General features: G+C 62.2%; 19 protein-coding genes and 1 pseudogene. 12 read left to right on the top strand and 8 right to left on the bottom strand.

The features are described 5' to 3' along the window. Positions 1 to 20 precede the first annotated feature (20 nt). Positions 21 to 1,091 carry a GGDEF domain-containing protein gene (locus AC0ZT5_RS04480; RefSeq protein WP_488495438.1) on the bottom strand — a complete coding sequence of 357 codons (1,071 nt, stop codon included), beginning with the start codon at positions 1,089 to 1,091 and terminating at the stop codon, positions 21 to 23. Positions 1,092 to 1,513: 422 nt separating this feature from the next. Here AC0ZT5_RS04480 and AC0ZT5_RS04475 point away from each other — a divergent pair, with 422 nt between their 5' ends. The 3 genes and pseudogenes from AC0ZT5_RS04475 to AC0ZT5_RS04465 all read left to right on the top strand — a co-directional run bounded on the left by AC0ZT5_RS04475 (position 1,514) and on the right by AC0ZT5_RS04465 (position 2,998). Next, the gene (locus tag AC0ZT5_RS04475; RefSeq protein ID WP_488495437.1) at positions 1,514 to 1,930 is read left to right on the top strand and encodes a GFA family protein; all 417 of its coding nucleotides are present in this window, start codon (positions 1,514 to 1,516) and stop codon (positions 1,928 to 1,930) included. A gap of 81 nt (positions 1,931 to 2,011) precedes the next feature. Beyond that, a complete protein-coding gene (locus AC0ZT5_RS04470) occupies positions 2,012 to 2,371 on the top strand; it encodes a diacylglycerol kinase (RefSeq protein ID WP_095085124.1) in 360 nt (119 codons plus the stop codon). A gap of 40 nt (positions 2,372 to 2,411) precedes the next feature. After that, positions 2,412 to 2,998 (top strand): annotated as a pseudogene (locus AC0ZT5_RS04465) (hemerythrin domain-containing protein). 61 nt (positions 2,999 to 3,059) lie between these two features. Here AC0ZT5_RS04465 and AC0ZT5_RS04460 read toward each other — a convergent pair. Both AC0ZT5_RS04460 and AC0ZT5_RS04455 read right to left on the bottom strand, forming a co-directional pair. After that, positions 3,060 to 3,647, bottom strand: coding sequence for a DedA family protein (locus tag AC0ZT5_RS04460; RefSeq protein ID WP_488495436.1), 588 nt, complete (start codon positions 3,645 to 3,647; stop codon positions 3,060 to 3,062). Beyond that, the gene (locus tag AC0ZT5_RS04455; protein ID WP_488495435.1) at positions 3,644 to 4,207 is read right to left on the bottom strand and encodes a DUF1003 domain-containing protein; all 564 of its coding nucleotides are present in this window, start codon (positions 4,205 to 4,207) and stop codon (positions 3,644 to 3,646) included. Before AC0ZT5_RS04455 ends, AC0ZT5_RS04460 begins: the two co-directional genes overlap by 4 nt. Positions 4,208 to 4,399: 192 nt before the next feature. On the opposite strand from AC0ZT5_RS04455, the gene AC0ZT5_RS04450 reads away from it, so the two are divergent. The 3 genes from AC0ZT5_RS04450 to AC0ZT5_RS04440 all read left to right on the top strand — a co-directional run bounded on the left by AC0ZT5_RS04450 (position 4,400) and on the right by AC0ZT5_RS04440 (position 7,375). Further along, positions 4,400 to 5,113, top strand: a complete 714-nt coding sequence (locus tag AC0ZT5_RS04450) for a DNA-3-methyladenine glycosylase I (RefSeq protein WP_488495434.1) — start codon at positions 4,400 to 4,402, stop codon at positions 5,111 to 5,113. A 122-nt stretch (positions 5,114 to 5,235) separates the two neighbouring features. Continuing rightward, positions 5,236 to 6,912: an NAD+ synthase gene (locus tag AC0ZT5_RS04445; protein ID WP_488495433.1), complete on the top strand. Its 1,677-nt coding sequence runs from the start codon at positions 5,236 to 5,238 to the stop codon at positions 6,910 to 6,912. 52 nt (positions 6,913 to 6,964) lie between these two features. Further along, positions 6,965 to 7,375 (top strand): GNAT family N-acetyltransferase, encoded by a 411-nt coding sequence (locus tag AC0ZT5_RS04440; protein ID WP_488495432.1) that lies wholly within the window; start codon positions 6,965 to 6,967, stop codon positions 7,373 to 7,375. On the opposite strand, the gene AC0ZT5_RS04435 is transcribed toward AC0ZT5_RS04440, so the two are convergent. After that, a complete protein-coding gene (locus tag AC0ZT5_RS04435; protein WP_477288942.1) occupies positions 7,355 to 7,696 on the bottom strand; it encodes a hypothetical protein in 342 nt (113 codons plus the stop codon). The two genes, AC0ZT5_RS04440 and AC0ZT5_RS04435, sit on opposite strands and share 21 nt — an antisense overlap. Positions 7,697 to 7,765: 69 nt before the next feature. On the opposite strand from AC0ZT5_RS04435, the gene AC0ZT5_RS04430 reads away from it, so the two are divergent. From AC0ZT5_RS04430 to gltX, 3 genes are all read left to right on the top strand, one after another. Next, positions 7,766 to 9,571 (top strand): ABC transporter ATP-binding protein, encoded by a 1,806-nt coding sequence (locus tag AC0ZT5_RS04430; RefSeq protein ID WP_488495431.1) that lies wholly within the window; start codon positions 7,766 to 7,768, stop codon positions 9,569 to 9,571. 230 nt (positions 9,572 to 9,801) lie between these two features. Further along, positions 9,802 to 10,983, top strand: coding sequence for a hypothetical protein (locus tag AC0ZT5_RS04425; protein ID WP_488495430.1), 1,182 nt, complete (start codon positions 9,802 to 9,804; stop codon positions 10,981 to 10,983). Between the two features lie 152 nt (positions 10,984 to 11,135). Beyond that, complete coding sequence (gltX, locus tag AC0ZT5_RS04420) at positions 11,136 to 12,509, top strand: glutamate--tRNA ligase (RefSeq protein WP_488495429.1); 1,374 nt, start codon at positions 11,136 to 11,138, stop codon at positions 12,507 to 12,509. Here the strand turns inward: gltX and AC0ZT5_RS04415 are convergent. Then, a complete protein-coding gene (locus AC0ZT5_RS04415; RefSeq protein ID WP_488495428.1) occupies positions 12,427 to 13,632 on the bottom strand; it encodes a DUF2865 domain-containing protein in 1,206 nt (401 codons plus the stop codon). The genes gltX and AC0ZT5_RS04415 overlap by 83 nt on opposite strands. Before the next feature lie 210 nt (positions 13,633 to 13,842). Between AC0ZT5_RS04415 and AC0ZT5_RS04410 the strand changes: the two genes are divergently transcribed. Then, the gene (locus tag AC0ZT5_RS04410) at positions 13,843 to 14,406 is read left to right on the top strand and encodes a DUF1287 domain-containing protein (protein WP_488495427.1); all 564 of its coding nucleotides are present in this window, start codon (positions 13,843 to 13,845) and stop codon (positions 14,404 to 14,406) included. 57 nt (positions 14,407 to 14,463) lie between these two features. On the opposite strand, the gene AC0ZT5_RS04405 is transcribed toward AC0ZT5_RS04410, so the two are convergent. Further along, entirely contained in the window at positions 14,464 to 16,788 is a 2,325-nt protein-coding gene (locus AC0ZT5_RS04405) for an NADP-dependent malic enzyme (RefSeq protein ID WP_488495426.1), read from the bottom strand. Between the two features lie 176 nt (positions 16,789 to 16,964). Beyond that, the gene (locus tag AC0ZT5_RS04400; RefSeq protein ID WP_488495425.1) at positions 16,965 to 17,744 is read right to left on the bottom strand and encodes an SDR family oxidoreductase; all 780 of its coding nucleotides are present in this window, start codon (positions 17,742 to 17,744) and stop codon (positions 16,965 to 16,967) included. Positions 17,745 to 17,864: 120 nt separating this feature from the next. Between AC0ZT5_RS04400 and AC0ZT5_RS04395 the strand changes: the two genes are divergently transcribed. Both AC0ZT5_RS04395 and AC0ZT5_RS04390 read left to right on the top strand, forming a co-directional pair. After that, positions 17,865 to 18,680 (top strand): UDP-2,3-diacylglucosamine diphosphatase, encoded by an 816-nt coding sequence (locus tag AC0ZT5_RS04395; RefSeq protein WP_095085153.1) that lies wholly within the window; start codon positions 17,865 to 17,867, stop codon positions 18,678 to 18,680. Between the two features lie 124 nt (positions 18,681 to 18,804). Next, entirely contained in the window at positions 18,805 to 20,019 is a 1,215-nt protein-coding gene (locus AC0ZT5_RS04390) for an MFS transporter (RefSeq protein WP_488495424.1), read from the top strand. Here the strand turns inward: AC0ZT5_RS04390 and dgcA are convergent. Next, positions 19,990 to 20,973, bottom strand: coding sequence for an N-acetyl-D-Glu racemase DgcA (dgcA, locus tag AC0ZT5_RS04385; protein WP_488495423.1), 984 nt, complete (start codon positions 20,971 to 20,973; stop codon positions 19,990 to 19,992). The two genes, AC0ZT5_RS04390 and dgcA, sit on opposite strands and share 30 nt — an antisense overlap. Between the last annotated feature and the right edge of the window lie 2 nt (positions 20,974 to 20,975).

The following is a 20,975-nucleotide window of genomic DNA, read 5'->3' as shown; positions in this document are numbered from 1 at the left end:
CGGCGATAGACGAGGGACGCTCAGTCCTTCTTGTAGAGCAGCCAGCTCTTGCCGGCGCGGCCGGCCATCGTCGAGTGCTTGGTGACGCGGTTGCGACCGCTGACCTTGGAGCGATAGAGCGCCCGGTCGGCCTTGGTGTAGAGGTCCTCCGGCCCCTCGGCCTCGGATGCCATGCAGATGCCCATCGAGACGGTGACGGTGCCGTAGTTCGTGCCGGTCTGGCTGCTGGTGAACGGCGTCTGCTCGATCAGGGCGCGGATGCGTTCCGCAATCTCGTAGGTGGCGTCTTCGCTGGCGCCCTCGATGATCAGCGCGAACTCCTCGCCGCCGGTGCGGGCGACGAACATGTCGCCGCGAATGCTGGTCTGGAAAATGTCAGCGATGATCTGGATGATCTTGTCGCCGACCGGATGGCCATAGCGATCATTGATGTCCTTGAACCGATCGATGTCGGCAAGGATCAAGGCGTTGAACAGGATACCCTTGTTGCTGTTGTAGATCCTGGTGATTTCCTTGTCGAAGGCACGGCGATTCCAGATATGGGTCAACGGATCGGTGTCGGCCAGCCGCTTGTATTCCTCGAGCTTCGACTTGACGCTCTCGAGTTCGGCCGTCTTGTCGCTGAGCGTCGAGGCGACCTGCCGGCCGTGATCGATCGTCGAATTGGTGGCAATCGCCATGGCGTTGGCGATCTTCTGCAAAAGATCCTGAGAGAGAGAACTGCGGTTGCTTAGTCCGCTCGATGTCTCATCGAGGATCCTGCCGTATTTCTCGATGTGGCTGCGCTCGCTCCTCAGTAGCGAAGCCACCTCCTCAAGTTCCCTGGCAATGACGTCCCTGGCATGCTCGACGATGCCGGGGCCATGGTTGTGGGCAAAGAAGGCGCGGCCGATCTGGTCCAGATCGTCCTGTGTCGGCCGGTTGCTCAGCGAAACGACGGCGAGGCTGAGTTCACGATTGGTGCCGCTCAGTGCCTCGTAGAAAATCTCGTAGTTGCGGGGAAGGCCGAGCACGCCCAACTGGCGCATTGTGGCGACGACAGTGGCCGCGATATCGGTGCTTCGTTCGGTTGGGACAGCTGCCGCCTGCATGTTCTGATCACTCTTCCCCTTGGATCCCGCCGCAGAACTTTGGGGGTTCCATTTGTCGCCAACCGGGGAAGACTACCCGATAATCCAGAACAACTTGCGAACAGACGCGTCCCCACCTGCGACATTCGCTCGCCATGACCATAAATGCGGGAGCGCTAAAGTTTCCTTAATTCGCTGAGGTTCCACGGCTTTTCTCTCTCTCTCTCTCTCTCTTGCGCTGTAGAGGCAGCAATTTGCGCACCGGCAAACCGGGATGAACGCCAGGTTTGGTGGCTTGAATGCATTGCGTGCTGCAGAAAGGTGAGACTGGATTTCGGCTCGCCACACCAGCAAATGTCGCATTTTCTTGCGTATGGCTGCCGCAAAACTGGAATCCTGACGACGAAGCTGATGCCAGGCACAGGTTCTTCAAGGAGGGCGAAATGAGTGACAGTCACCGCGGATCGTGTCTGTGCGGAGCGGTTCGCTTCAGAACCCGTGGAGCGCTGCGCGGCGTCGTCTATTGCCACTGCTCGCAATGCAGGAAGCAGAGCGGACACTTCTACGCCGCGACCAATGTTGCAGACGCCGACATCGTCATCGAAGGTGGCGAAAGCATCACCTGGTACGAAGCGTCTTCCTTCGCCAGGCGTGGTTTTTGCAAGGCATGCGGGTCTCTGCTGTTCTGGAAGCCGCAGGACCAGGGCTACGTTTCGGTCATGGCGGGATCGTTCGACGCGCCGACGGGCCTTGAGGCCGAATGCCATATCTTCGTCGGCGACAAGGGCGACTATTATTCGATCGACGACGGTCTGCCGCAGTTTGAAAAGTCGACGCCGTCCATACCGGTCGCTGAATGAATCTTGGACAAATCGCCTTATTCCATTGATCTGGCCAGCCATTGCATTATCCCGTGCCGGTGATTCGCAAAGGGGTTTGGCATGCAGCGGCTGATCGACGCTTTTTTCAATTCAGTGCGGGCGTTTCGCAAGCTGGCGGTCAGCGAGAAGGCTTTCCAGCAGGAGCTGATGTTGCTCGCGCTCGCTTTGCCGCTCGGCTGGTTCGTCTCGATCTCGTGGCGCGGCTATGCCTTGCTGATCGGCGCGGTGTTGCTGCTGATCATGGTCGAAGTGCTGAACACCGGCATCGAGGCCGCCTGCGACGCCTTCAGCCGCGAATTCAATGTCGATATCCAGCTAGCCAAGGACTGCGGTTCGCTGGCGGTTCTGATTTCGGTGATCATCGTCGCCGGCGTCTGGGGCATCGCCATCATCGAACGCATCACCGGGCTACCGATCTAGCATCCCGGCTCCTACATGACGGTAACTAAAGGAAACCGTCATGTCTGAAGTCACAAACCTTCTGCTTCTGGAGCGCAAAGGGCTACCGGACGATTTGCGCTGGCTGGCCGAGAAATACCCGCGCGAAAACTGGCAGGGCCACGCCAACATCCACGGCGTCGCCAATATGTGGCTGCAGCGTCACGACATGTTCCGCGAACTCGGCGGCATGCTGACCAACGGCATTGGCGACTACGGCGAGGGCAGGCTGACGGCGCCCGATTTCGCACGCTGGTTCGCGCCGCGTCTCAATCATTTTCTCGGCAATCTCGATGGTCACCACAATGTCGAGGATCATCATTATTTCCCGGTCTTCGCCAAGGCGGAGCCTCGGCTGAAGCGCGGTTTCGAGATCCTCGATGCCGACCATCACACCATCCATGAAGGTCTGGAGCGCAATGCCGAGGCCGCCGACGCCTTCATCAAGACGCTTCAGGAGAGCGAAGACAGACAGCGCTTTGCCGCCGACGCCTATGCCGACGAAACAGCAGGCTGATCGCCATGCTGACCAGGCACCTTGCCGACGAGGAAGACCTGATCATCCCGCTGATCCTCGATCGGGGTGATGTCGCGCTTGGTATTGACTGATGCATGTCGCTCAAAGTGCTTGGCCGCTTTGGGGCAACGACATACATGGAAACCAAAGATCTCAGCTTTCCCTGGTCCGTTCCTTTTTCGCGACGTGGCGGGCGATCAGCCAGGCGAACACGGCCACCGTCAAACCAATGCCAAGCCCGACCAGCAACCGCTCGTGATGCATTAATGCCTGGCCGACGAAGTGTTCGGCCCCCAAACCAAAGACATAGCCAACCGTGCTGAACAGCACCGCCCAGATCACCGATGATATGGCGTTGAGGATAATGAAACGCGGCGCCGCGATGTTGGAAAGCCCGGCTGCGATGCCGCCGACAAGGCGCATGCCGTAGATGTAGCGGTTCGACAGCACGAAGATGTCGGGATGGGTGTTGAGCAGGCGAAAGGCCCGGCGGAAACCAGGTCGCCTGCGCAATCTGACGACATAGGGATGGTCGGCAAAGCTTCGTCCAAGAATGAAGAAGAAGGTGTCGCCGACGAAGGCGCCGAGGGCGGCCGCCAGGACGGTATGCCACGGCACGAAGACTTGCTGGTGTGCGAAGAAGCCGCCGAGGATGGCCGCACTTTCACCCTCCGCGACACAGCCGAGGAAGACGGCAAGCAGTCCGTATTGTTCGATGAGGTGATGGATCGTTTCGGTCATGAGGACGGCTGCTGCTGCGACAGCCTTTCGTCGATCCGCTTGACGAGGTCGGCCAGCCGCACGATCTCGTCGCGCATGCCGAGAATCTGGCCGTGGCGGAGTTCGTCCAGCTTTTCATGCAGCGCCATGATCTCGATCTCGGCTTTCAAATTGACCTCGTAGTCGTGGGCGGCGTCGATGCGGTCGCGCTCGGTCTGGCGGTTCTGCGCCATCATGATCACCGGAGCCTGCAAGGCGGCGATCATCGACAGCACGAGGTTGAGGAAGATGAACGGGTAGGGGTCGAAGGCGTTGCGCGACAGGAGCCAGACATTGCCGGCGGTCCACACGACCAGGAACGCGATGAAGGTCAGGATGAAGGACCACGAGCCGCCGATGCGGGCAATCGCGTCGGCGAGGCGGTCGCCAAAGGTCTGATGGAAGGCGACGGCCTTGTTGGTGTCCCGCGAAATGGTGGTGCGTTCGAGCGTCGATTGCAGCACGCGGCTTTCGAGCTGGCTGAGGCCGTCCGGCCGTCGCTTGAGCCAACGGTTCGCCAGGTCGTCGATCGTCTTGTTCATGGCCGTCTCCAAGGTCTTGGCTTGCCCAAAGCGCGTCGCGTTGAAACGGATCCAAGCGACGCACTTTAGGTCTTTGTTCTCATGCATGTCGTTGTCTCAAAACCGGGGCCACTTTTGAGCGACATGCACTAAGAGGTAGAGGCTGCCGGCCCTCACGGGAAGTGTTACATTGTCGCGAACAGCGAGGGATCGATGGTCGATTTTCAGAAAATTCGCCTGCGTGCGGCAAAACGCAAGGGCGGCGAGGCGGAGCTTTCGTCACTTTTGGGGCCGGTGCCCGACAATGCCGCCGTGGCTGACATCTCGGACGATCGCATTCTGTCTGTTATGGCCGAGCGCGTCTTTGCCGCCGGTTTCGTCTGGCGCGTCATCGAACAGAAATGGCCGGGCTTCGAAGAGGCCTTCCTCCACTTCGAGCCGAAGCGGCTGTTGTTCCAGCCCGATGATTTCTGGCACGATCTGACGGCCGACCAGCGCATCGTGCGCAATCCGCAGAAGATCAAATCGGTGCGCGACAATGCTGCCTTCGTCGAGCGCGTGTCGAAGGAATATGGCGGTTTCGGCAAATTCCTTGCCGACTGGCCAGCGGACGACCAGGTCGGGCTAATGGCCTATCTCGGCAAGCATGGCAGCCGGCTCGGCGGCAACACCGGCCAGTATTTCCTGCGCTGGCTGGGCTGGGATGCCTTCGTCATTTCGGGTGATATGGCGGCTGCACTGCGCGATGCCGGCCTCGACATCGCCGAAAGCCCGGCCTCGAACAAGGATTTCGACAAGATCCAAAACCAGATCAATCAGTGGGCGGCGGAGACGGGCCTGCCGCGCCGGCATATTTCGCGCATCCTGGCGATGTCGATCGGCGACAACCATTCGCCGGAAGCGCTGCGCGAATATATGGGCGACTGATTCCCGGTCGCCCATCCACGATCTGACATTCGGTCTGGACACGAATGACATATGTCATTCGGTCTGGATTGGTCCAAACGAACGCCATTGCTCGGGCAAATTTGCCGCGCTAAGTCAGCAGCATGACCAAGAAGCTCGACACCCTGCGCATCGCCGTCGCCCAGCTCAATCCGACTGTTGGCGACATATCAGGCAATCTCGCCAAGGCGCGCGAGGCGAGGGCGGATGCTTCCCGCCAGGGCGCCGATGTCGTGCTCTACACCGAGCTTTTCCTCGCCGGCTATCCGCCGGAGGATATGGTGCTGAAGCCGGCCTTCCTGAAGGCCTGCGAAAAAGCGGCGCAAGACTTTGCCGCCGATACCGCCGATGGCGGCCCGGGCGTCATCATCGGCACGCCGCTGAAGCGCAAGAGCGGCACGCACAATTCGATCATCTTCGCCGATGGCGGCAAGATCATCGCTGAGCGCTACAAACTCGATTTGCCGAACTACGGCGAATTCGACGAGAAGCGCGTCTTCCAGGCTGGACCCGAGATCCAGGGGCCGGTCAATTTCCGCGGTGTGCGGATCGGGATTCCGATCTGCGAGGACATCTGGGGCGATGTCGGCATCTGTGAGACGCTGGCCGAAAGCGGGGCCGAAATCTTGCTGGTGCCGAACGGCTCGCCCTACTATCGCGCCAAGATCGATGTCCGCCACCAGGTCGTCATCCGCCAGGTCATCGAATGCGGGCTGCCGATGATCTATGCCAACCAGCTTGGCGGCCAGGACGAGCTGATCTTCGACGGCGCGTCGTTTGCCATCGGTTCCGACAAGACGCTGGCCTTCCAGATGAGCCAGTTCGAGGAAGCGGTCGACGTCACCACCTGGAAACGTACGGATGGTGGATGGATCTGCTCAGAAGGGCCGATGTCGAAGATCCCGGATAGGGAGGAGGCCGACTACCGCGCCTGCATGCTCGGCCTGCGCGACTACGTCAACAAGAACGGTTTCAAGAACGTCGTGCTCGGCCTGTCAGGCGGTATCGATTCGGCGATCTGCGCGGCGTTGGCCGTCGATGCGCTTGGTGAGGAACGCCTTCGCGCGGTGATGATGCCCTACCGCTATACCTCGAAGGACTCGCTTAAAGACGCCGAGGATTGTGCCCGCGCGCTCGGATGCCGCTATGACATCGTGCCGATCTTCGAGCCGGTTGAGGGGTTTCTGCACACGCTGACACAGCTTTTCGAGGGCACCAAGGAAGGCATCACCGAGGAGAATTTGCAGAGCCGCGCGCGCGGCACCATCCTGATGGCTATCTCCAACAAGTTCGGCTCGATGGTCGTCACCACCGGCAACAAGAGCGAGATGTCGGTCGGCTACGCCACGCTCTACGGCGACATGAATGGCGGCTTCAATCCGATCAAGGACCTCTACAAGATGCAGGTCTACGCGCTGTCGCGCTGGCGCAACAGCCACGTGCCGCCGGGCGCACTCGGGCCGTCGGGCGAGGTCATCCCGAAGAACATCATCGACAAGGCGCCGTCGGCGGAATTGCGCGAAAACCAGACCGACCAGGATTCGCTGCCGCCCTATCCGGCGCTGGACGATATCTTGGAATGCCTGGTCGAGAACGAGATGGGGGTCGACGACATCGTCGCACGCGGCCACGACCGGGCAATGGTGACACGCATCGAACACCTGCTCTACATCGCCGAATACAAGCGCCGGCAGGCAGCACCGGGCGTGAAGATCACCAGGAAGAACTTCGGCCGCGACCGCCGCTATCCCATCACCAACCGTTTCAGGGACCGCAGCTAGATGCCGGTCGCGGACCGAAAGCTCGCGCCGTCTCGCGGGCAAGGGTACAGCCGTGCCCGACTGTGAAATCAGCTTCGACATATCACAGATCGATTTCCGGGCGACATCCGACCTGTTGATGGCCAGCTATTGGGGCGCTGGACGCAACGATGAGTTCCATCGGCGAGCCTTTGCCAATTCGTTTTGTGTCGGCGCATATCTGGATGGAAAACAAGTCGGTTTCGGCCGGGCGATCACCGACCGCGTGGTGTTTGCCTATCTTGCCGACATCATCATCTGGCCGGAGCATCGCGGGCAGGGCATAGGGTTGCGACTGGTCCAGGCACTCATCGACCACACCGAACTCAGGACGGTTTCGCACTGGAGCCTTTCGACCAGCGACGCACATGGCGTCTATGAGAAACTGGGCTTCAAGGCATCGACGGATGGTCGATACATGCGCCTAGATCGCATTCCACAATGAAGAGTGCGCGACCATGGCGACATCGCCGTTGTTGCAAAATAACCTCAGTGCTTGGACCAGATAGACTTTCGGCGTGAGCCGATCTTGGCGATGCATCGGGGCGTCTTTATAAGGACCGTTCCGCGATTCATTTGCGGGAGGTCCGAATGGCAGTATTTCAAATGGTAATGCGAGGCCGCGAAGCCTAGGTCTCATCAGGCGTTCGGCGAGGGTCTTGTCCTCGCGCTGATGCCGGATCGAGCACAGGCTTATGCCGATGCCGGTCGCCGCCCGATTACGGGCGAGACGCCAAATATGCCACTCCGCATTCTGGGCAATCATTCGCCCTTGCGCGGCTTCTTCAATTTTCGACCTTACTGGGATCGGGCTCGTTTGCGCCCGAAAGACATCATGGCTCGTTTTAGAATCGATTTGCGCGCAAGCGCCTTTCGCAGCGTTCTTGGTTTCACGCTCACCCATTGGCAGCGTCAGCCGTGGCGGCTTTCGCTCATCATGGGCGGCTTCCTGCTGTCGACGCTGGCCGACGTTTTGACGCCGCTCTATTCCGGCCGGCTGGTCGACGCCGTCGCCAGCAGTGCCGGCGCCGACGCTGTTGCCTGGAATGCCGCGATGACGGCGTTTTCGATACTGATGGCTCTGGCCCTGAGTGGCGTCGTGCTGCGCAACCTTGCCTTCATGGCGATCGTCGAGCTGACGCTGAAGATGATGGCCGATATCGCCGCTGACGCCTTCCATCGCGTCCAGCGCTTTTCCACCGACTGGCATGCCAACAGCTTTGCCGGCTCGACCGTGCGCAAGGTGACGCGCGGCATGTGGGCGCTCGACCTGCTCAACGACACGATCCTCATCGCGCTGCTGCCGTCCGTCGCCATGCTGGTCGGCTCGACGCTGCTGCTCGGCTGGTTTTGGCCGCTGATGGGCGTGGTCGTTGCCGCCGGCTCGGTGCTGTTCATCGCGGTGACGGCGATGCTGTCGCTCGGCTATGTCGCACCGGCTGCGCGGCTCGCCAACACCTGGGACACGCGCCTCGGCGGCTCGCTGGCCGACGCGGTGAGCTGCAACGCCGTGGTCAAGGGATTTGGCGCCGAGGAGCGCGAAGAGCGACGCCTCGCCAGGGTCGTCGCCAAATGGCGTGCGCGCACGCGGCGGACCTGGGTGCGCGGCACCATCAACGGCACCACGCAAGGGGCGCTGTTGATGGTGATGAGAGCCGCGGTGATCGGCCTGGTGTTGATGCTGTGGTCGTGGGGGCAAGCGAGCGCCGGTGACGTCGCCTTCGTGCTGACGTCGTTTTTCGTTCTGCAGGGATATCTCAGAGATATCGGCACCCATATCCGCAACCTGCAGCGTTCGATCAACGACATGGAAGAGCTGGTCGACTTCCAGTCCGAACCGCTCGGCATCGAGGACCGGCCTGGCGCCAAGCCGATCCGGATCACTCAGGGACGTATAGGTTTCGACAACGTCACCTTTCACTACGGCAACCACCGATCGCCGCTCTATCGCGACTTTTCGGTCGATATCGCGCCGGGTGAACGTGTCGGGCTCGTCGGCCATTCGGGTTCGGGCAAGACGACCTTCGTCAAGCTGATCCAGCGGCTCTATGACGTGAATGCGGGAGAAATCCTGGTCGACGGGCAGGACATCTCGCAGGTGGCGCAAGCGTCGCTGCGCGGGCAGATCGCCATCGTCCAGCAGGAACCGATCCTGTTCCACCGGTCGCTGGCCGAGAACATTGCCTATGCCCGGCCGACGGCGACGCAGGATGAGATCGAGCACGCGGCGCGGCTGGCGAGTGCGCATGACTTCATCGCCAACCTGCCTAAGGGCTATGGCACGCTGGTCGGCGAGCGCGGTGTGAAACTGTCGGGCGGCGAGCGTCAGCGCGTGGCTATCGCGCGCGCTTTCCTTGCCGATGCGCGCATCCTGATCCTCGACGAGGCGACATCGAGCCTCGATTCGGAATCGGAGGTGCTGATCCAGCAGGCGATGGAACGGCTGATGGTCGGCCGCACGACGCTGGTCATCGCGCACCGGCTTTCCACGGTGCGAGCGCTGGACAGGCTGCTGGTCTTCGATCGTGGCAAGATCGTCGAGGAAGGCTCGCATGACGAGCTGATCCGGCTGAAGGGCAGCATCTACCGCCGGCTGTTCGAGCGTCAGGCGCTCGAGCTGACCAAGGGCCTGGTCATCTGAGCTGGGTGGCCTCCATCGGGCGCTGTTACGGTTGCAACAGCGCGCGCTTTCGTCAGTCGCGAAGCGGTATCCAGTGCTTTTCCAGATCCCGAGTTAGAGACGTCTTGTTTACATTGTTTCTACTACTGGTTGGTATACATCTTCTCCAAGCAACCCAGAGACGGTCTATGCATATCCTGGAATCCGATTAACCTGCGCAGGATCACGCTCTGCGGCAGATAGGCTTCACGATGCATCTTGTTTCCGCAAATGCCGGTCCGGGAAAGGTGGCTGCGCCGTCGGTGCTGGAAACTCAGCACGGGTCGGTACGGCCGCTCGCGGCCGAAGATCTCGAGCACGTCGCCGCACTCTTCCTGACGAAGTTTCGCCGGCGGCGGCGTCACCTCCTCGATCGCGCGATCGCGGAGACGGCCGAGTATATGAGGGAGATTTACCTTGGCCCTGCCGGCCAGCCCGGTGAGAGCAACGCTCTGGTCCAGATCACCCCGCAGGGTCGTCTGGGTGGGTTCCTCGGCGTCCTGAAAGCCCGCTACGAGCTCAACGGAACGGCATTGAATGCGGCGATCATCGGTCCGCTCATGGCCGACCCCGGCACCGATCACGGCTCGGCCGGACCGCAATTGCTGCGTGCCTTGAATCAGGGCCAATTCGATCTGCAGCTGACCGATTCGGCCAACCGGACATCCCTGCCCTTCGCGCGCCCGATGAAGTATCAGCTCCTGCCTGTGCATTGTCTGGGATGGACCTGTATTTTCCGGCCGGCCGCGATGGCCGCCGCCGCGCTGCACCGCAACTGGCCTGGCCTACCTCGCCCGGTACTCGATCCCTGCGCGCGAGCATTCGATGCTCTTGCGAAAAGAAGGTTCGGACCCCCGGTCCCGCTTTCATCGTCGCAACGGGTCCACCGCGAGTCGATCGATGCCGCGCAATTTGCCGAGCGGCTGCCGACACTCCTGTCCGAATACGTCCTTCGGCCGAGTTGGAAGGATGGCGAACTGCCCCGGCTGCTCGCGCTGGCGGCCGAGAAACGGGCCGACGGCCCCCTTCATTTCGGTGGGACTTACGACGAAGCGGGCAAGATGCTCGGTTGTTATGCCTTCTACGGTCAAGCCGGCGGCATCGCGAGCCTGTTGCAAATCCAGGCTTCCGGATCCCATTGGGGCGCGACATTGGATGGCCTTATCGCGGCCGCGTGGGATATGGGCTGCGCAGGGATCACCGGGCAGACGCAGAGCAGATTCATGCCTCAACTCTTCGGCTACAAGAATGTCTTCTTCCGCTATGCCGGGGGGACGATGGTGCGCTCGCGGATCGCCGAGGTGACGGAAGCGGTCCGCTCGGGCGACATCTTTATCGGTGGGTTGATGGGCGACCGCTGGACCCGCCTCAGCTCCGATGACTTCGGCCGCTGATCGCTCTTCGATGACCTGTTGGTCGCATGTCCATACGCCGCCTGAGGCGCACGCCGCCCTGGTCTTTTCATTGCGCGCGTCCTGTTCTATGTCTGCCGCACCGCGCGGGGGCGCGTCTTGTCAATCACAAAAGCATCCGGTACGCCCCGCTCATGACAGTTACCGTTCGTTTCGCCCCTTCGCCAACCGGCCGCATTCATATCGGCAATGCGCGCACCGCCCTGTTCAACTGGCTGTTTGCCATGAATAACAAGGGCCGCTTTATCCAGCGTTTCGACGACACCGACATTGCCCGGTCGAAGCAGGAATTCTCCGACGCCATCCTCTATGATTTGCATTGGCTCGGCATTTTCCCGGATGCCACCGAATACCAGTCGCGGCGTTTCGAGGTCTATGACGCGGCGGTCGAGAGGCTGAAGGCGGCCGGCGTTCTCTACGCCTGCTACGAGACGCCGGAGGAACTTGACCTCAGGCGCAAGGTGCGCCGCACGCGTGGGCTGCCGCCGGTCTACGGCCGCGAAGCGCTAGCACTTTCGCCGGAGCAGATCGCCGAATACCAGGCCGATGGCCGCCGGCCGCACTGGCGCTTCCTGTTGCCCAATTTCCCTGGCGATCCGCTCCAGCCCGAGCGTACTGAAATCCACTGGAACGATCTGGTGCGTGGCGAGGAAACCGTCGACCTTGCCTCACTCTCCGACCCGGTTCTGGTGCGCGAGGACGGCACCTATCTCTATACGCTGCCTTCGGTGGTCGACGACATCGAGATGGGCGTCAGCCATGTCATCCGCGGCGACGACCACGTCACCAACACCGGCGTGCAGATCGCCCTGTTCCAGGCGCTGGCTGCCGAGCCGCCGGTGTTCGGCCACCACAACCTTTTGACCACGGCATCGGGCGAGGGGTTGTCGAAACGCACCGGCGCGCTCTCCATCGAAAGCCTGCGCGAGGACGGCATCGAGCCGATGGCCGTCGCTTCGCTCGCCGTGCTGGTCGGCACTTCGGAGAATGTCGCGGCTGTGCCAACGATGGCCGAACTCGCCGAACGCTTCGATCCGGCGGCGACATCAAAATCCGCGGCCAAGTTCGATCCTGACGAGCTCTTCGTGCTCAACCGGGCGCTGTTGCACCATATGCCGTTCTCCGAGGCGCAAGACCGGCTGATCGTGCTAGGCGTCTCGGGTGACCAGGCCGAGCCGTTCTGGCTTGCGGTGCGCGGCAATCTCGACAGGCTGGCCGATGCGACAACCTGGTGGCGCACCTTGCGCGAGGGCCCGCAGGAGAGGCCGGAATTTTCCGACGACGACCGCGATTTCCTCGGTCAAGCGTTCGACCTGCTGCCGGAGGAACCCTGGAACGGGACAGTCTGGAAAGAGTGGACGGGCAAGATCAGGGAAGCAACCGGCCGCAAGGGCAAGGCGTTGTTCATGCCGCTCAGGCTCGCGCTTACCGGATTGCCTTCGGGGCCGGAGCTTGCAGATCTATTGCCGCTGATGGGTCGGGAAGGAACGTTGGCCCGACGACCCTGACCTTGCGTTGGTCCGGTGGCAAGGCGGACACCGGCGACGTCACCGGCTTGGCGGAAAGCCGCTTGATCGTCTCGCGGTCGAGTCCGCCCTCCGCATTTGCCAGGGTTTCCGGATCGGTACCCGGATCGGGTTTGGTAGCCGGAACCGGAATGGACGGTGTCGCGTCCGTTTCGGGCTGGGACTGCTCAGGATTCGGCGGGTTGCCGGCGATGACCTGGAAATTCCGCGCGGCGTTGCAGCCGCAAGCCGGCGGCCGCGGCATGTTGGACTGCTTGTAGAGATAGGCGGTCGGCAATTCGCTGTAGGGCCGGCCGGTGACCGATGACGTCATCTCAGCCGAATCGTCATCCATGCCGCGCGAATAGAAAACCTGCATTTCGGTGCCAGGGCAGCTTGATTCGCAATTCTTCTGGTCGCGCTCGAAATCGTTCGTCGAAGCCGAATTCGACATCGGGAAGAAATAGCCGTCGCAGGTGCGCACGCATGTGGTGTGGAACTCGCCGCCGCCGACGCTCGAAAAATCCGGTACGCCGGGCCGGTTGAGCACCCTGCTGACATCGCGCTCCTCACCCGGATCGTCAGGCTCATCGAGCGCATCGAGCTGCTGGCTGTTGCCGCCGAAAAGCTGTTCGAACAGGTTTGCGTTGCCGTCTTCACGGTTCGCTTCCTGTAGCGGCGCTCGCTGCGGTGCAACGGTGTCGTCGCGGCAACCCTTGGCCTCGAGCGCCGCCAGGATGCGGCCGCGGTCGCGACGCGAGCCGCCGCTGGAGAGCCGGGCGCGCTTGGCCTGCAGGCTATCGAGATTGGCATTCATGCGATCGATGGTGGCGTTGAGCCCGGCGCATTCTCTGACATTGCGGCTGAACAGCGAAAAGCCGCAACCGGCGTTGCTGGATTGGCTGCGGGCCCTGGAGATCTGTTCGCGCTGCCTTTCGATTGCCGCGTCGTATTTGCGGATCAACGCCGGGCCACCACCGCCGCCGCGCGAGGCAGCGGCAAGATCGGCTTCCAACTGGCGGCAGACGCGTGAGGCGGCCTGCGGCTCGGTGACCGCGATGGCTGAAAGCACGAGCGCGCCAAGCAGCGCAGCAACATGCGTCAGCTTCCACCTTTCGCCCGTCATAGTCCGAAAACCCCGCCTGCTTGCCTGTGCGATGCTACCGGATTCGCGGTTAATCGTTCCCTCAATCTACAACCAAAGATGGTCTTAGCCCAGAGACGCGCCGTCGCGGATGTTCGGGTTCAGTCTCTGCCGTGAGATTCCGACGCTGCATGAAAAAGGCGTATTCGCCCAGAAAAAATGCCCGAATCCAGCGCGACCCGGAGGCTTGGCATGACCGCGATTACCCGTCGAACCGCGCTACAACTCGCTCTCTTGTGCCTGGCGCCGCCCGCTGCCATGGCGCAGCAGGAGCCCGATGCGCCGGACTGGCGCAGTCGATTGGTCGACGCCGCGCGTGAGCAGATCGGTGTCACCATCCTCTACGACCCAACCTATATGCGCTTGACCTATCCGGGTGGCGATGTCGCGCCGGAGCGGGGTGTGTGTACCGATGTCGTGGTCCGCGCCTATCGCCGCGCCTTCGGGCTCGACCTGCAAAGGCTGGTGCATGAGGATATGTTGGCTGATTTCGCGGCCTATCCGAAGATTTGGGGCCTAAAAGCGCCCGACCGCAACATCGATCACCGCAGGGTGCAGAACCTTGCCGTCTTTTTTGGACGACGGGGTGTTTCCTTGCCGGTCGGCCAGGATCCCGTCGACTTTCAACCGGGCGATCTCGTTACTCAGATGCTGCCCGGCAACCTGCCGCATATCGCTATCGTCTCATCAAATCGTTCAGCGAAAGTGCCGGAAAGGGCGATGGTCATCCACAATATCGGCCAGGGCGCCCACTAGGACGACACGTTGTTCGCCTTTAAGCAAACCGGACATTTCCGCTTCGCGCCGGTCTGATCAGCCCAGATTGACGACCGCTTGTGCCTTGTGAGCGGCTTCCACCACGGCAAGAGCTGTCATGTTGACGACGCCGCGCGAGGTGACCGACGGCGTCAATATATGCGCCGGCATGTCGGTGCCGAGCAGGATCGGCCCGACATGCAGCGCGTCCATCATGGTCCTGAGCGCGGACAGCGTGATGTTGGCCGAATCGAGGTTGGGGAACACCAGCAGATTGGCTTCGCCCTTCAGCCTGGAGTGAGGATAAACGCGCTGGCGCAGATGCTCGGACAAGGCTGTGTCCGCATGCATCTCGCCGTCGCACTCCAGTTCGGGCGCGATGCGCGCCAGGATCGCCGCCGCTTGCCGCATCTTGAGCGCGCTCGGCGAATCGCGCGAGCCGAAATCCGAATGTGACAGCAGCGCTGCCTTCGGCTCGATGCCGAAGCGCTGGATCTCTTCCGCCGCCAGCACAGTCATCTCCGCGATTTCCTCGGCGGTCGGGTCGACCGAGACATGCGTGTCGGTCAGGAAGATGATGCCGCGCTGCGAGATCAGCATCGAAAGCGTCGAAAGGTCGTGGTCCTTGATGCCGAGGCGGGGGCCGATGATCAGGGTGACGTTGCGCAGGTGCCGCTCGAAGCGTCCTTCGAGGCCGCAGACCATGGCATCGGCATCGCCACGCTTCAGCGCCAGTGCGGCGATCACCGTGTTGTCGGTACGGACCATGGTGCGGGCGGCTTCCGTCGTCACGCCGCGCCGGCCGGCGAGTTCGATCAAGAGGTCGACGTAGTTGCGATAGCGCGGATCGTCCTCCGGATTGATCAGTCCGAAGTCGACACCGGGCTTTATACGCAGGCCATAGCGTTTCAGGCGCACTTCGATGACGTGTGGGCGGCCGATCAGGATCGGTTCGGCGATGCCTTCCTCGAGCACCACCTGGGCGGCGCGCAGCACGCGCTCGTCCTCGCCATCGGCATAGATGACGCGCTTGGCGGTCGATGCCTTGGCGGACGAGAACACCGGCTTCATCACCAGTCCGGAGCGGAAGACGAAGCGATTGAGCTTGTCGATATAGGCGGCGAAATCGGTGATCGGCCTTGTCGCGACGCCAGTGTCGCAGGCTGCCTTGGCGACGGCCGGGGCGATGCGCAGGATCAGGCGCGGATCGAAGGGCGAGGGGATCAGGAAGTCTGGCCCGAAGATTGGCGTCTCGCCGGAATAGGCGCGCGCCGCGACATCGGAGGGTTCTTCGCGGGCAAGCGCCGCGATCGCCCGCACCGCCGCCATCTTCATCTCCTCGTTGATGGCGCTGGCGCCGCAGTCGAGCGCACCGCGAAAAATGTAAGGAAAACACAGGACGTTGTTGACCTGATTGGGAAAATCCGACCTGCCGGTGCAGATCATCGCATCGGGACGGGCGGCGCGCGCCGCTTCCGGCATGATCTCCGGATTGGGGTTGGCCAGCGCCAGGATCAGCGGTTTTGGCGCCATGTGCTGCAGCAGTTCCGGCTTCAGCACACCGGCCGCCGACAGACCGAGGAAGACGTCGGCGCCGGGGATCACGTCAGCCAGCGTGCGCGCGTCGGTGTCCTTCACATAGGGGTCTTTCCAGCGGTCCATCTCGTCGACGCGGCCCTTGTAGGCGACGCCGAAACGGTCAGTGACCCAGATGTTTTCCACCCGTGCGCCAAGCGAGACCAGCAGATTGAGGCAGGCAAGGGCGGCCGCACCGGCGCCCGACGTGACGATCTTGATGTCCGATATCGTCTTGCCGGCGAATTCCAAGCCGTTGAGCACGGCGGCGGCGACGATGATGGCTGTGCCGTGCTGGTCGTCATGGAAGACCGGAATGCCCATGCGGGCCTTCAGCTGCTCTTCCACTTCGAAGCATTCCGGCGCCTTGATGTCCTCGAGGTTGATGCCGCCGAAGGTCGGTTCCAGCGCCGAGATTGTCTCGACCATGCGGTCGATGCCCGGCGCGTCGATCTCGATGTCGAAGACGTCGATGCCGGCGAACTTCTTGAACAGGACAGCCTTGCCTTCCATCACCGGCTTGGAGGCGAGCGGGCCGATATTGCCGAGGCCGAGCACAGCCGATCCGTTGGAGACGACGCCGACCAGATTGGCGCGCGCCGTATAGTCGGCGGCGGTCGCCGGATCGTCGCGGATTTCCAGGCAAGGGGCGGCGACGCCTGGAGAATAGGCGAGCGCAAGGTCGCGCTGGTTGCCGAGCGGCTTGGTCGCCTGGATTTCGAGCTTTCCCGGCCTTGGGTGCTTGTGGAAGTAGAGGGCGGCTTCGTCGAGGTCCGAACGTGCCGTCTTCTTGGTCTCGCCTTCCATGCGGCCGCTCCCTCGAAATCTGCCTGGAGAGTCCTTTTAGCATGCGGCCAAGGTTTGTCGCGACGCTAAATGACGCGCCGGCAGCTTTACCCGGCGGCGCGCCTAAAACAATATTATATCAAACGTTTATGCCGGTTTCATCGCACGTGAGTCCTGCTGCGCCCATGGCGCATCGATCAAAAGGCGCTGACGTATAGACCGCCGTCGACCGGTATGTTCTGACCAGTCAGATAACCGGCATGGACCGAGCACAGGAAGGCGCAGATCTGGCCGAATTCCTCCGGCGTGCCGAGCCGCTTGGCCGGAACATCGGCGCTGATGCGGGTCTTGCGCGCGGCGGCCGCCGCTGGATCCTCCGGTGTGCCGGCCTCATGCGGGCCACGCAGCCGGTCGGTGTCGAGTTTTCCCGGCAGCATGTTGTTGATGGTGACGTTGCGGGCGATCACTGTTCGCGCCACGCCGGCGAGGAACGAGGTCAGGCCGGCGCGCGCGCCCGACGACAGGTCGAGGCCGGGAATGGGGACGTAGACCGACAGCGAGGTGATGTTGACGATGCGGCCGAAGCCGCGCGCTGCCATGCCGTCGATGACGGCCTGCACCAGCTCGACCGGCGTCACCATGTTCTGGGTGACGCCTTCAAGGATCTTCGCCCGATCGAGTTCACGGAAATCCCGCAGTGGCGGGCCGCCATTGTTGTTGACGAGGATGTCCGGTTCGGGACACGCGGCGAGCAGCGCCTTCTGCACCTCCGGCTTCGAAACGTCGCCGACGACTTCGGTCACCGTCACGCCGTAGCGCTCGCGCAGCCCGGCGGCGGTCTTGGCCACCAACTCGGCATTGCGCCCGTTGACGACGATGTCGCAACCGGCCTCGGCCAGTGCCATGGCGCAGCCACGCCCAAGCCCCTTGCTGGAAGCGCAGACGATGGCTTTCTTTCCGCGAATGCCGAGATCCATGATGATTTTCTCCTTGTGAGCCGGCGGCAAGCTAGTCCTTCGGCTGGACCAATCGCAACCGTCATACGGTTGTTGCATGAATCGGGGCATAGCCTGCGCGAAAGCAAGGGTGAAATCGCGATGTCAGGCCAAGAGCCCCGCACTTTCCGCAGCATGTTCATTTCCGACGTTCATCTCGGCTCGAAGGCGGCCAAGGCCGAATTCCTGATCGATTTCCTTAGATATCATGACGCCGACATCATCTACCTGGTCGGCGATATCGTCGATGGCTGGCGGCTGCGGCGAAGCTGGCACTGGCCGCAAAGCCACAATGACGTCGTGCAGAAATTGCTGCGCAAGGCGCGCAAGGGCGCCAACATTACCTACATCGCCGGCAATCATGACGAGTTCGCGCGCCAGTTCCAGGGCGTGCATTTCGGCGGCATCGTCGTCGCCGACCGCGCCATCCACGAGACCGCCGACGGCAAGCGGCTGCTCGTCATCCATGGCGACCAGTTCGACACCGTCGTCCACAACGCGCGCTGGCTCGCCTATCTCGGCGACCACGCCTATGACGCGGCCATGCTGGTCAACCGCGTGGTGACGCGGCTGCGCCAACTGCTTGGCCTGCCGTACTGGTCGTTCTCGTCCTGGGCCAAGGTCAACGTCAAGAAGGCGGTGAATTTCATCGGCTCGTTCCAGACCATGCTTGCGGAAGAGGCGCGCCGCTCGCATGTCGACGGCATCATTTGCGGCCATATCCATCATGCTGCCATCGAGAATTTTGGCGACGTCCAATACATAAATACCGGCGACTGGGTGGAAAGCTGTACGGCGGTGGTCGAGCATTTTGACGGCCGGATGGAAATCCTGACCTGGGCGCAGGTGCTGCCCGAGGCGCCGGACGAACCCTTTATCCCGTTGCTCCTCGAAGACCGGGTCGGGCAGGCGGCCTGACGCGACCCTCACGGCGGGTTTTCGGGGATCAATCGATTAGGCCAACCGGTTTCGCCCGGTTTTCGCCCATGTTAAGGGATCGACACGTTGCCGGCCGTAGAGCGCAGCGTTATTGGATCGATTCATGTCGCTACCGCCGTTGTCGCCCGAACAACTCGTCAAGCCGAGCCATTTCGAACTGCGCATGAGCCTGATCTTCGCGACGCTGTTCGTGCCGCTCGGAACGCATGTGCCCTATTTCCCGCTGTGGCTAGAGGCCAAGGGTTTCCACGCCGAGCAGATCGCCGTCATTCTGGCGGCGCCTATGTTCCTGCGCGTGGTGACGACGCCATTGCTGACATCACTTGCCGACAGAGCCGGGGACCGTGCCAATGTCTATATCGCGCTGGTGGCGGCGTCGCTGCTGCTGTCGGCCGGTTATTTCCTGACGCCGAGCTACGCCATGGTGCTGGCGGTGTCGCTGGCGCTGACCATCGTCTGGACGCCGCATTCGCCGCTCGCCGATTCGCTGGCACTTTCGGGTGTGCGCCGGTTTGGCTCGAACTATACGAGCATGCGCAAATGGGGCTCGATCTCCTACCTGTTCGCCAATGTCGCCGGCGGCTTCATCCTGTCGGCAACCGGCTCCGGGGCCGTTCCGGTGATCATTTTCGCATCGCTTGCCGCGGCCCTTGCGGCCGGCTTGCTGGCGCCGCGTCTCGGCCGTCCGCGACGCGCCTCGCCGCTGTCGGCAACCGACATCCAGCACGTGGCGCCGAAGCTTCTCAACGCATATTTCCTGTATTTTTCCATCGGTGTCGGCGTCATCACCGCCAGCCACGCATTCCTGTACGGCTTCGTCTCCATCTACTGGAAATCGATCGGCCTCAGCGATTCGGTTGTCGGCCTTTTGTGGGCCTGGGGCGTGGTCGCGGAAGTCTGCATGTTCATGATGTTCACCCGCTATTTTAGCTCGTTCTCGGTCGTCTCGATCATGGTGATGGCGGGGGTCGGGGCGATCGTGCGCTGGATTGCCTTTCCGCTTGTGTGGCCGCTCGGCCTCGGCGTTGCCGGATTTTTCGGCGTCCAGACACTGCATTCGGTCTCGGTGGCGCTGGTTCTGATCGGCCTGCAGAAGATGATCGGCGAAACGGTCTCCGAGGAACGGACAGGTGCTGCGCAAGGCATCGCCTACTTCTCCAACGGCTTCTTCATGGCGGTGGTGACGTTGGCGTCCGGCCCGCTTTACCACCGCTTCGGCGTCGACGGCTTTTTTGCCATGATCCCGATCGCCTTGATCGGACTGGTGCTGATCGGGCTTGCGGCGCGCTCAGCCCCACAGCGCCGTATCAGGCGGTGACACCAGCGATCCCTGGTAGACAAGGCCTGGCACACGGTCGCGGGCAAGCAGGAGCGGACCGTCGAGGTCGACGAAATCGGCATCCTGGGCGAGCAATACCGCCGGCGCCATCGCCAGCGACGTGCCGACCATGCAGCCGACCATAACGCCGAAACCCAGCTCGCGGGCGTGATCGCGCAGCACCAACGCCGCCGTCAGTCCGCCCGATTTGTCGAGCTTGATGTTGACGGCATCATAGAGGCCGACGAGCGCTTCGAGATTGTCAGCCTCATGCACGCTTTCATCGGCGCAGATCGGTACGGGATGCGCGATATGGCACAGGATCTCGTCTTTGCCGGCCGGCAGCGGCTGTTCGATCAGCGCGATGCCTTGCTCGGCGGCAAAGGCGAGGTTCGCGGCGATGTTGTCGTCGGTCCAGCCCTCATTGGCGTCGAGGATGATGCGGCTGTCGGGCGCGGCTTGCCTAACGGCGCGGATCCGGGCGACGTCGTTGTCGCCGCCGATCTTGACCTTGAGCAGCGGCCGCGCCGCATTGGCACGCGCCTGCGCCGCCATCGCTTCCGGTTCACCCAACGACAGCGTGTAGGCCGTTTCAAGTGCCCTTAACGATACAGCGCCAATGGCAGCAGCCACCGGCATTCCGCTGATCTTTGCCTCCAGGTCCCACAAAGCGCAGTCGATGGCGTTGCGGGCGGCTCCGGCCGGCATGGCGTCGAGCAAGGCGCTCCGGCTGATCCCACCTGCGATCCGGTCCCGCATGGCCTCTATCGCGTCACGGACGCCATCCATGGTCTCGCCATAGCGCTTGTAGGGAACGCATTCGCCGCGACCAGCGTGGCCGTTTTCGCTGATCGTGCAGGTGATGACCTCGGCCTCGGTCTTGGAACCGCGTGAAATGGTGAAGGTTCCGGCGATGGGGAAACGTTCTGCCTCAACCGAAATGACACGCGCCATAT

Source organism: Mesorhizobium sp. CNPSo 4670, from assembly GCF_057784235.1.
Note: the sequence above shows the minus strand (reverse complement) of the source record. Positions and strands in the feature narration are given on the sequence as shown.

Bases quoted from the DNA above. Each gene is read 5' to 3' on its own strand.
- AC0ZT5_RS04480 (WP_488495438.1), bottom strand. From the start codon at position 1,091: ATGCAGGCGGCAGCTGTCCCAACCGAACGAAGCACCGATATCGCGGCC.
- AC0ZT5_RS04475 (WP_488495437.1), top strand. From the start codon at position 1,514: ATGAGTGACAGTCACCGCGGATCGTGTCTGTGCGGAGCGGTTCGCTTC.
- AC0ZT5_RS04470 (WP_095085124.1), top strand. From the start codon at position 2,012: ATGCAGCGGCTGATCGACGCTTTTTTCAATTCAGTGCGGGCGTTTCGC.
- AC0ZT5_RS04460 (WP_488495436.1), bottom strand. From the start codon at position 3,647: ATGACCGAAACGATCCATCACCTCATCGAACAATACGGACTGCTTGCC.
- AC0ZT5_RS04455 (WP_488495435.1), bottom strand. From the start codon at position 4,207: ATGAACAAGACGATCGACGACCTGGCGAACCGTTGGCTCAAGCGACGG.
- AC0ZT5_RS04450 (WP_488495434.1), top strand. From the start codon at position 4,400: ATGGTCGATTTTCAGAAAATTCGCCTGCGTGCGGCAAAACGCAAGGGC.
- AC0ZT5_RS04445 (WP_488495433.1), top strand. From the start codon at position 5,236: ATGACCAAGAAGCTCGACACCCTGCGCATCGCCGTCGCCCAGCTCAAT.
- AC0ZT5_RS04435 (WP_477288942.1), bottom strand. From the start codon at position 7,696: ATGATTGCCCAGAATGCGGAGTGGCATATTTGGCGTCTCGCCCGTAAT.
- AC0ZT5_RS04430 (WP_488495431.1), top strand. From the start codon at position 7,766: ATGGCTCGTTTTAGAATCGATTTGCGCGCAAGCGCCTTTCGCAGCGTT.
- AC0ZT5_RS04425 (WP_488495430.1), top strand. From the start codon at position 9,802: ATGCATCTTGTTTCCGCAAATGCCGGTCCGGGAAAGGTGGCTGCGCCG.
- gltX (WP_488495429.1), top strand. From the start codon at position 11,136: ATGACAGTTACCGTTCGTTTCGCCCCTTCGCCAACCGGCCGCATTCAT.
- AC0ZT5_RS04415 (WP_488495428.1), bottom strand. From the start codon at position 13,632: ATGACGGGCGAAAGGTGGAAGCTGACGCATGTTGCTGCGCTGCTTGGC.
- AC0ZT5_RS04410 (WP_488495427.1), top strand. From the start codon at position 13,843: ATGACCGCGATTACCCGTCGAACCGCGCTACAACTCGCTCTCTTGTGC.
- AC0ZT5_RS04405 (WP_488495426.1), bottom strand. From the start codon at position 16,788: ATGGAAGGCGAGACCAAGAAGACGGCACGTTCGGACCTCGACGAAGCC.
- AC0ZT5_RS04400 (WP_488495425.1), bottom strand. From the start codon at position 17,744: ATGGATCTCGGCATTCGCGGAAAGAAAGCCATCGTCTGCGCTTCCAGC.
- AC0ZT5_RS04395 (WP_095085153.1), top strand. From the start codon at position 17,865: ATGTCAGGCCAAGAGCCCCGCACTTTCCGCAGCATGTTCATTTCCGAC.
- AC0ZT5_RS04390 (WP_488495424.1), top strand. From the start codon at position 18,805: ATGTCGCTACCGCCGTTGTCGCCCGAACAACTCGTCAAGCCGAGCCAT.
- dgcA (WP_488495423.1), bottom strand. From the start codon at position 20,973: ATGGCGCGTGTCATTTCGGTTGAGGCAGAACGTTTCCCCATCGCCGGA.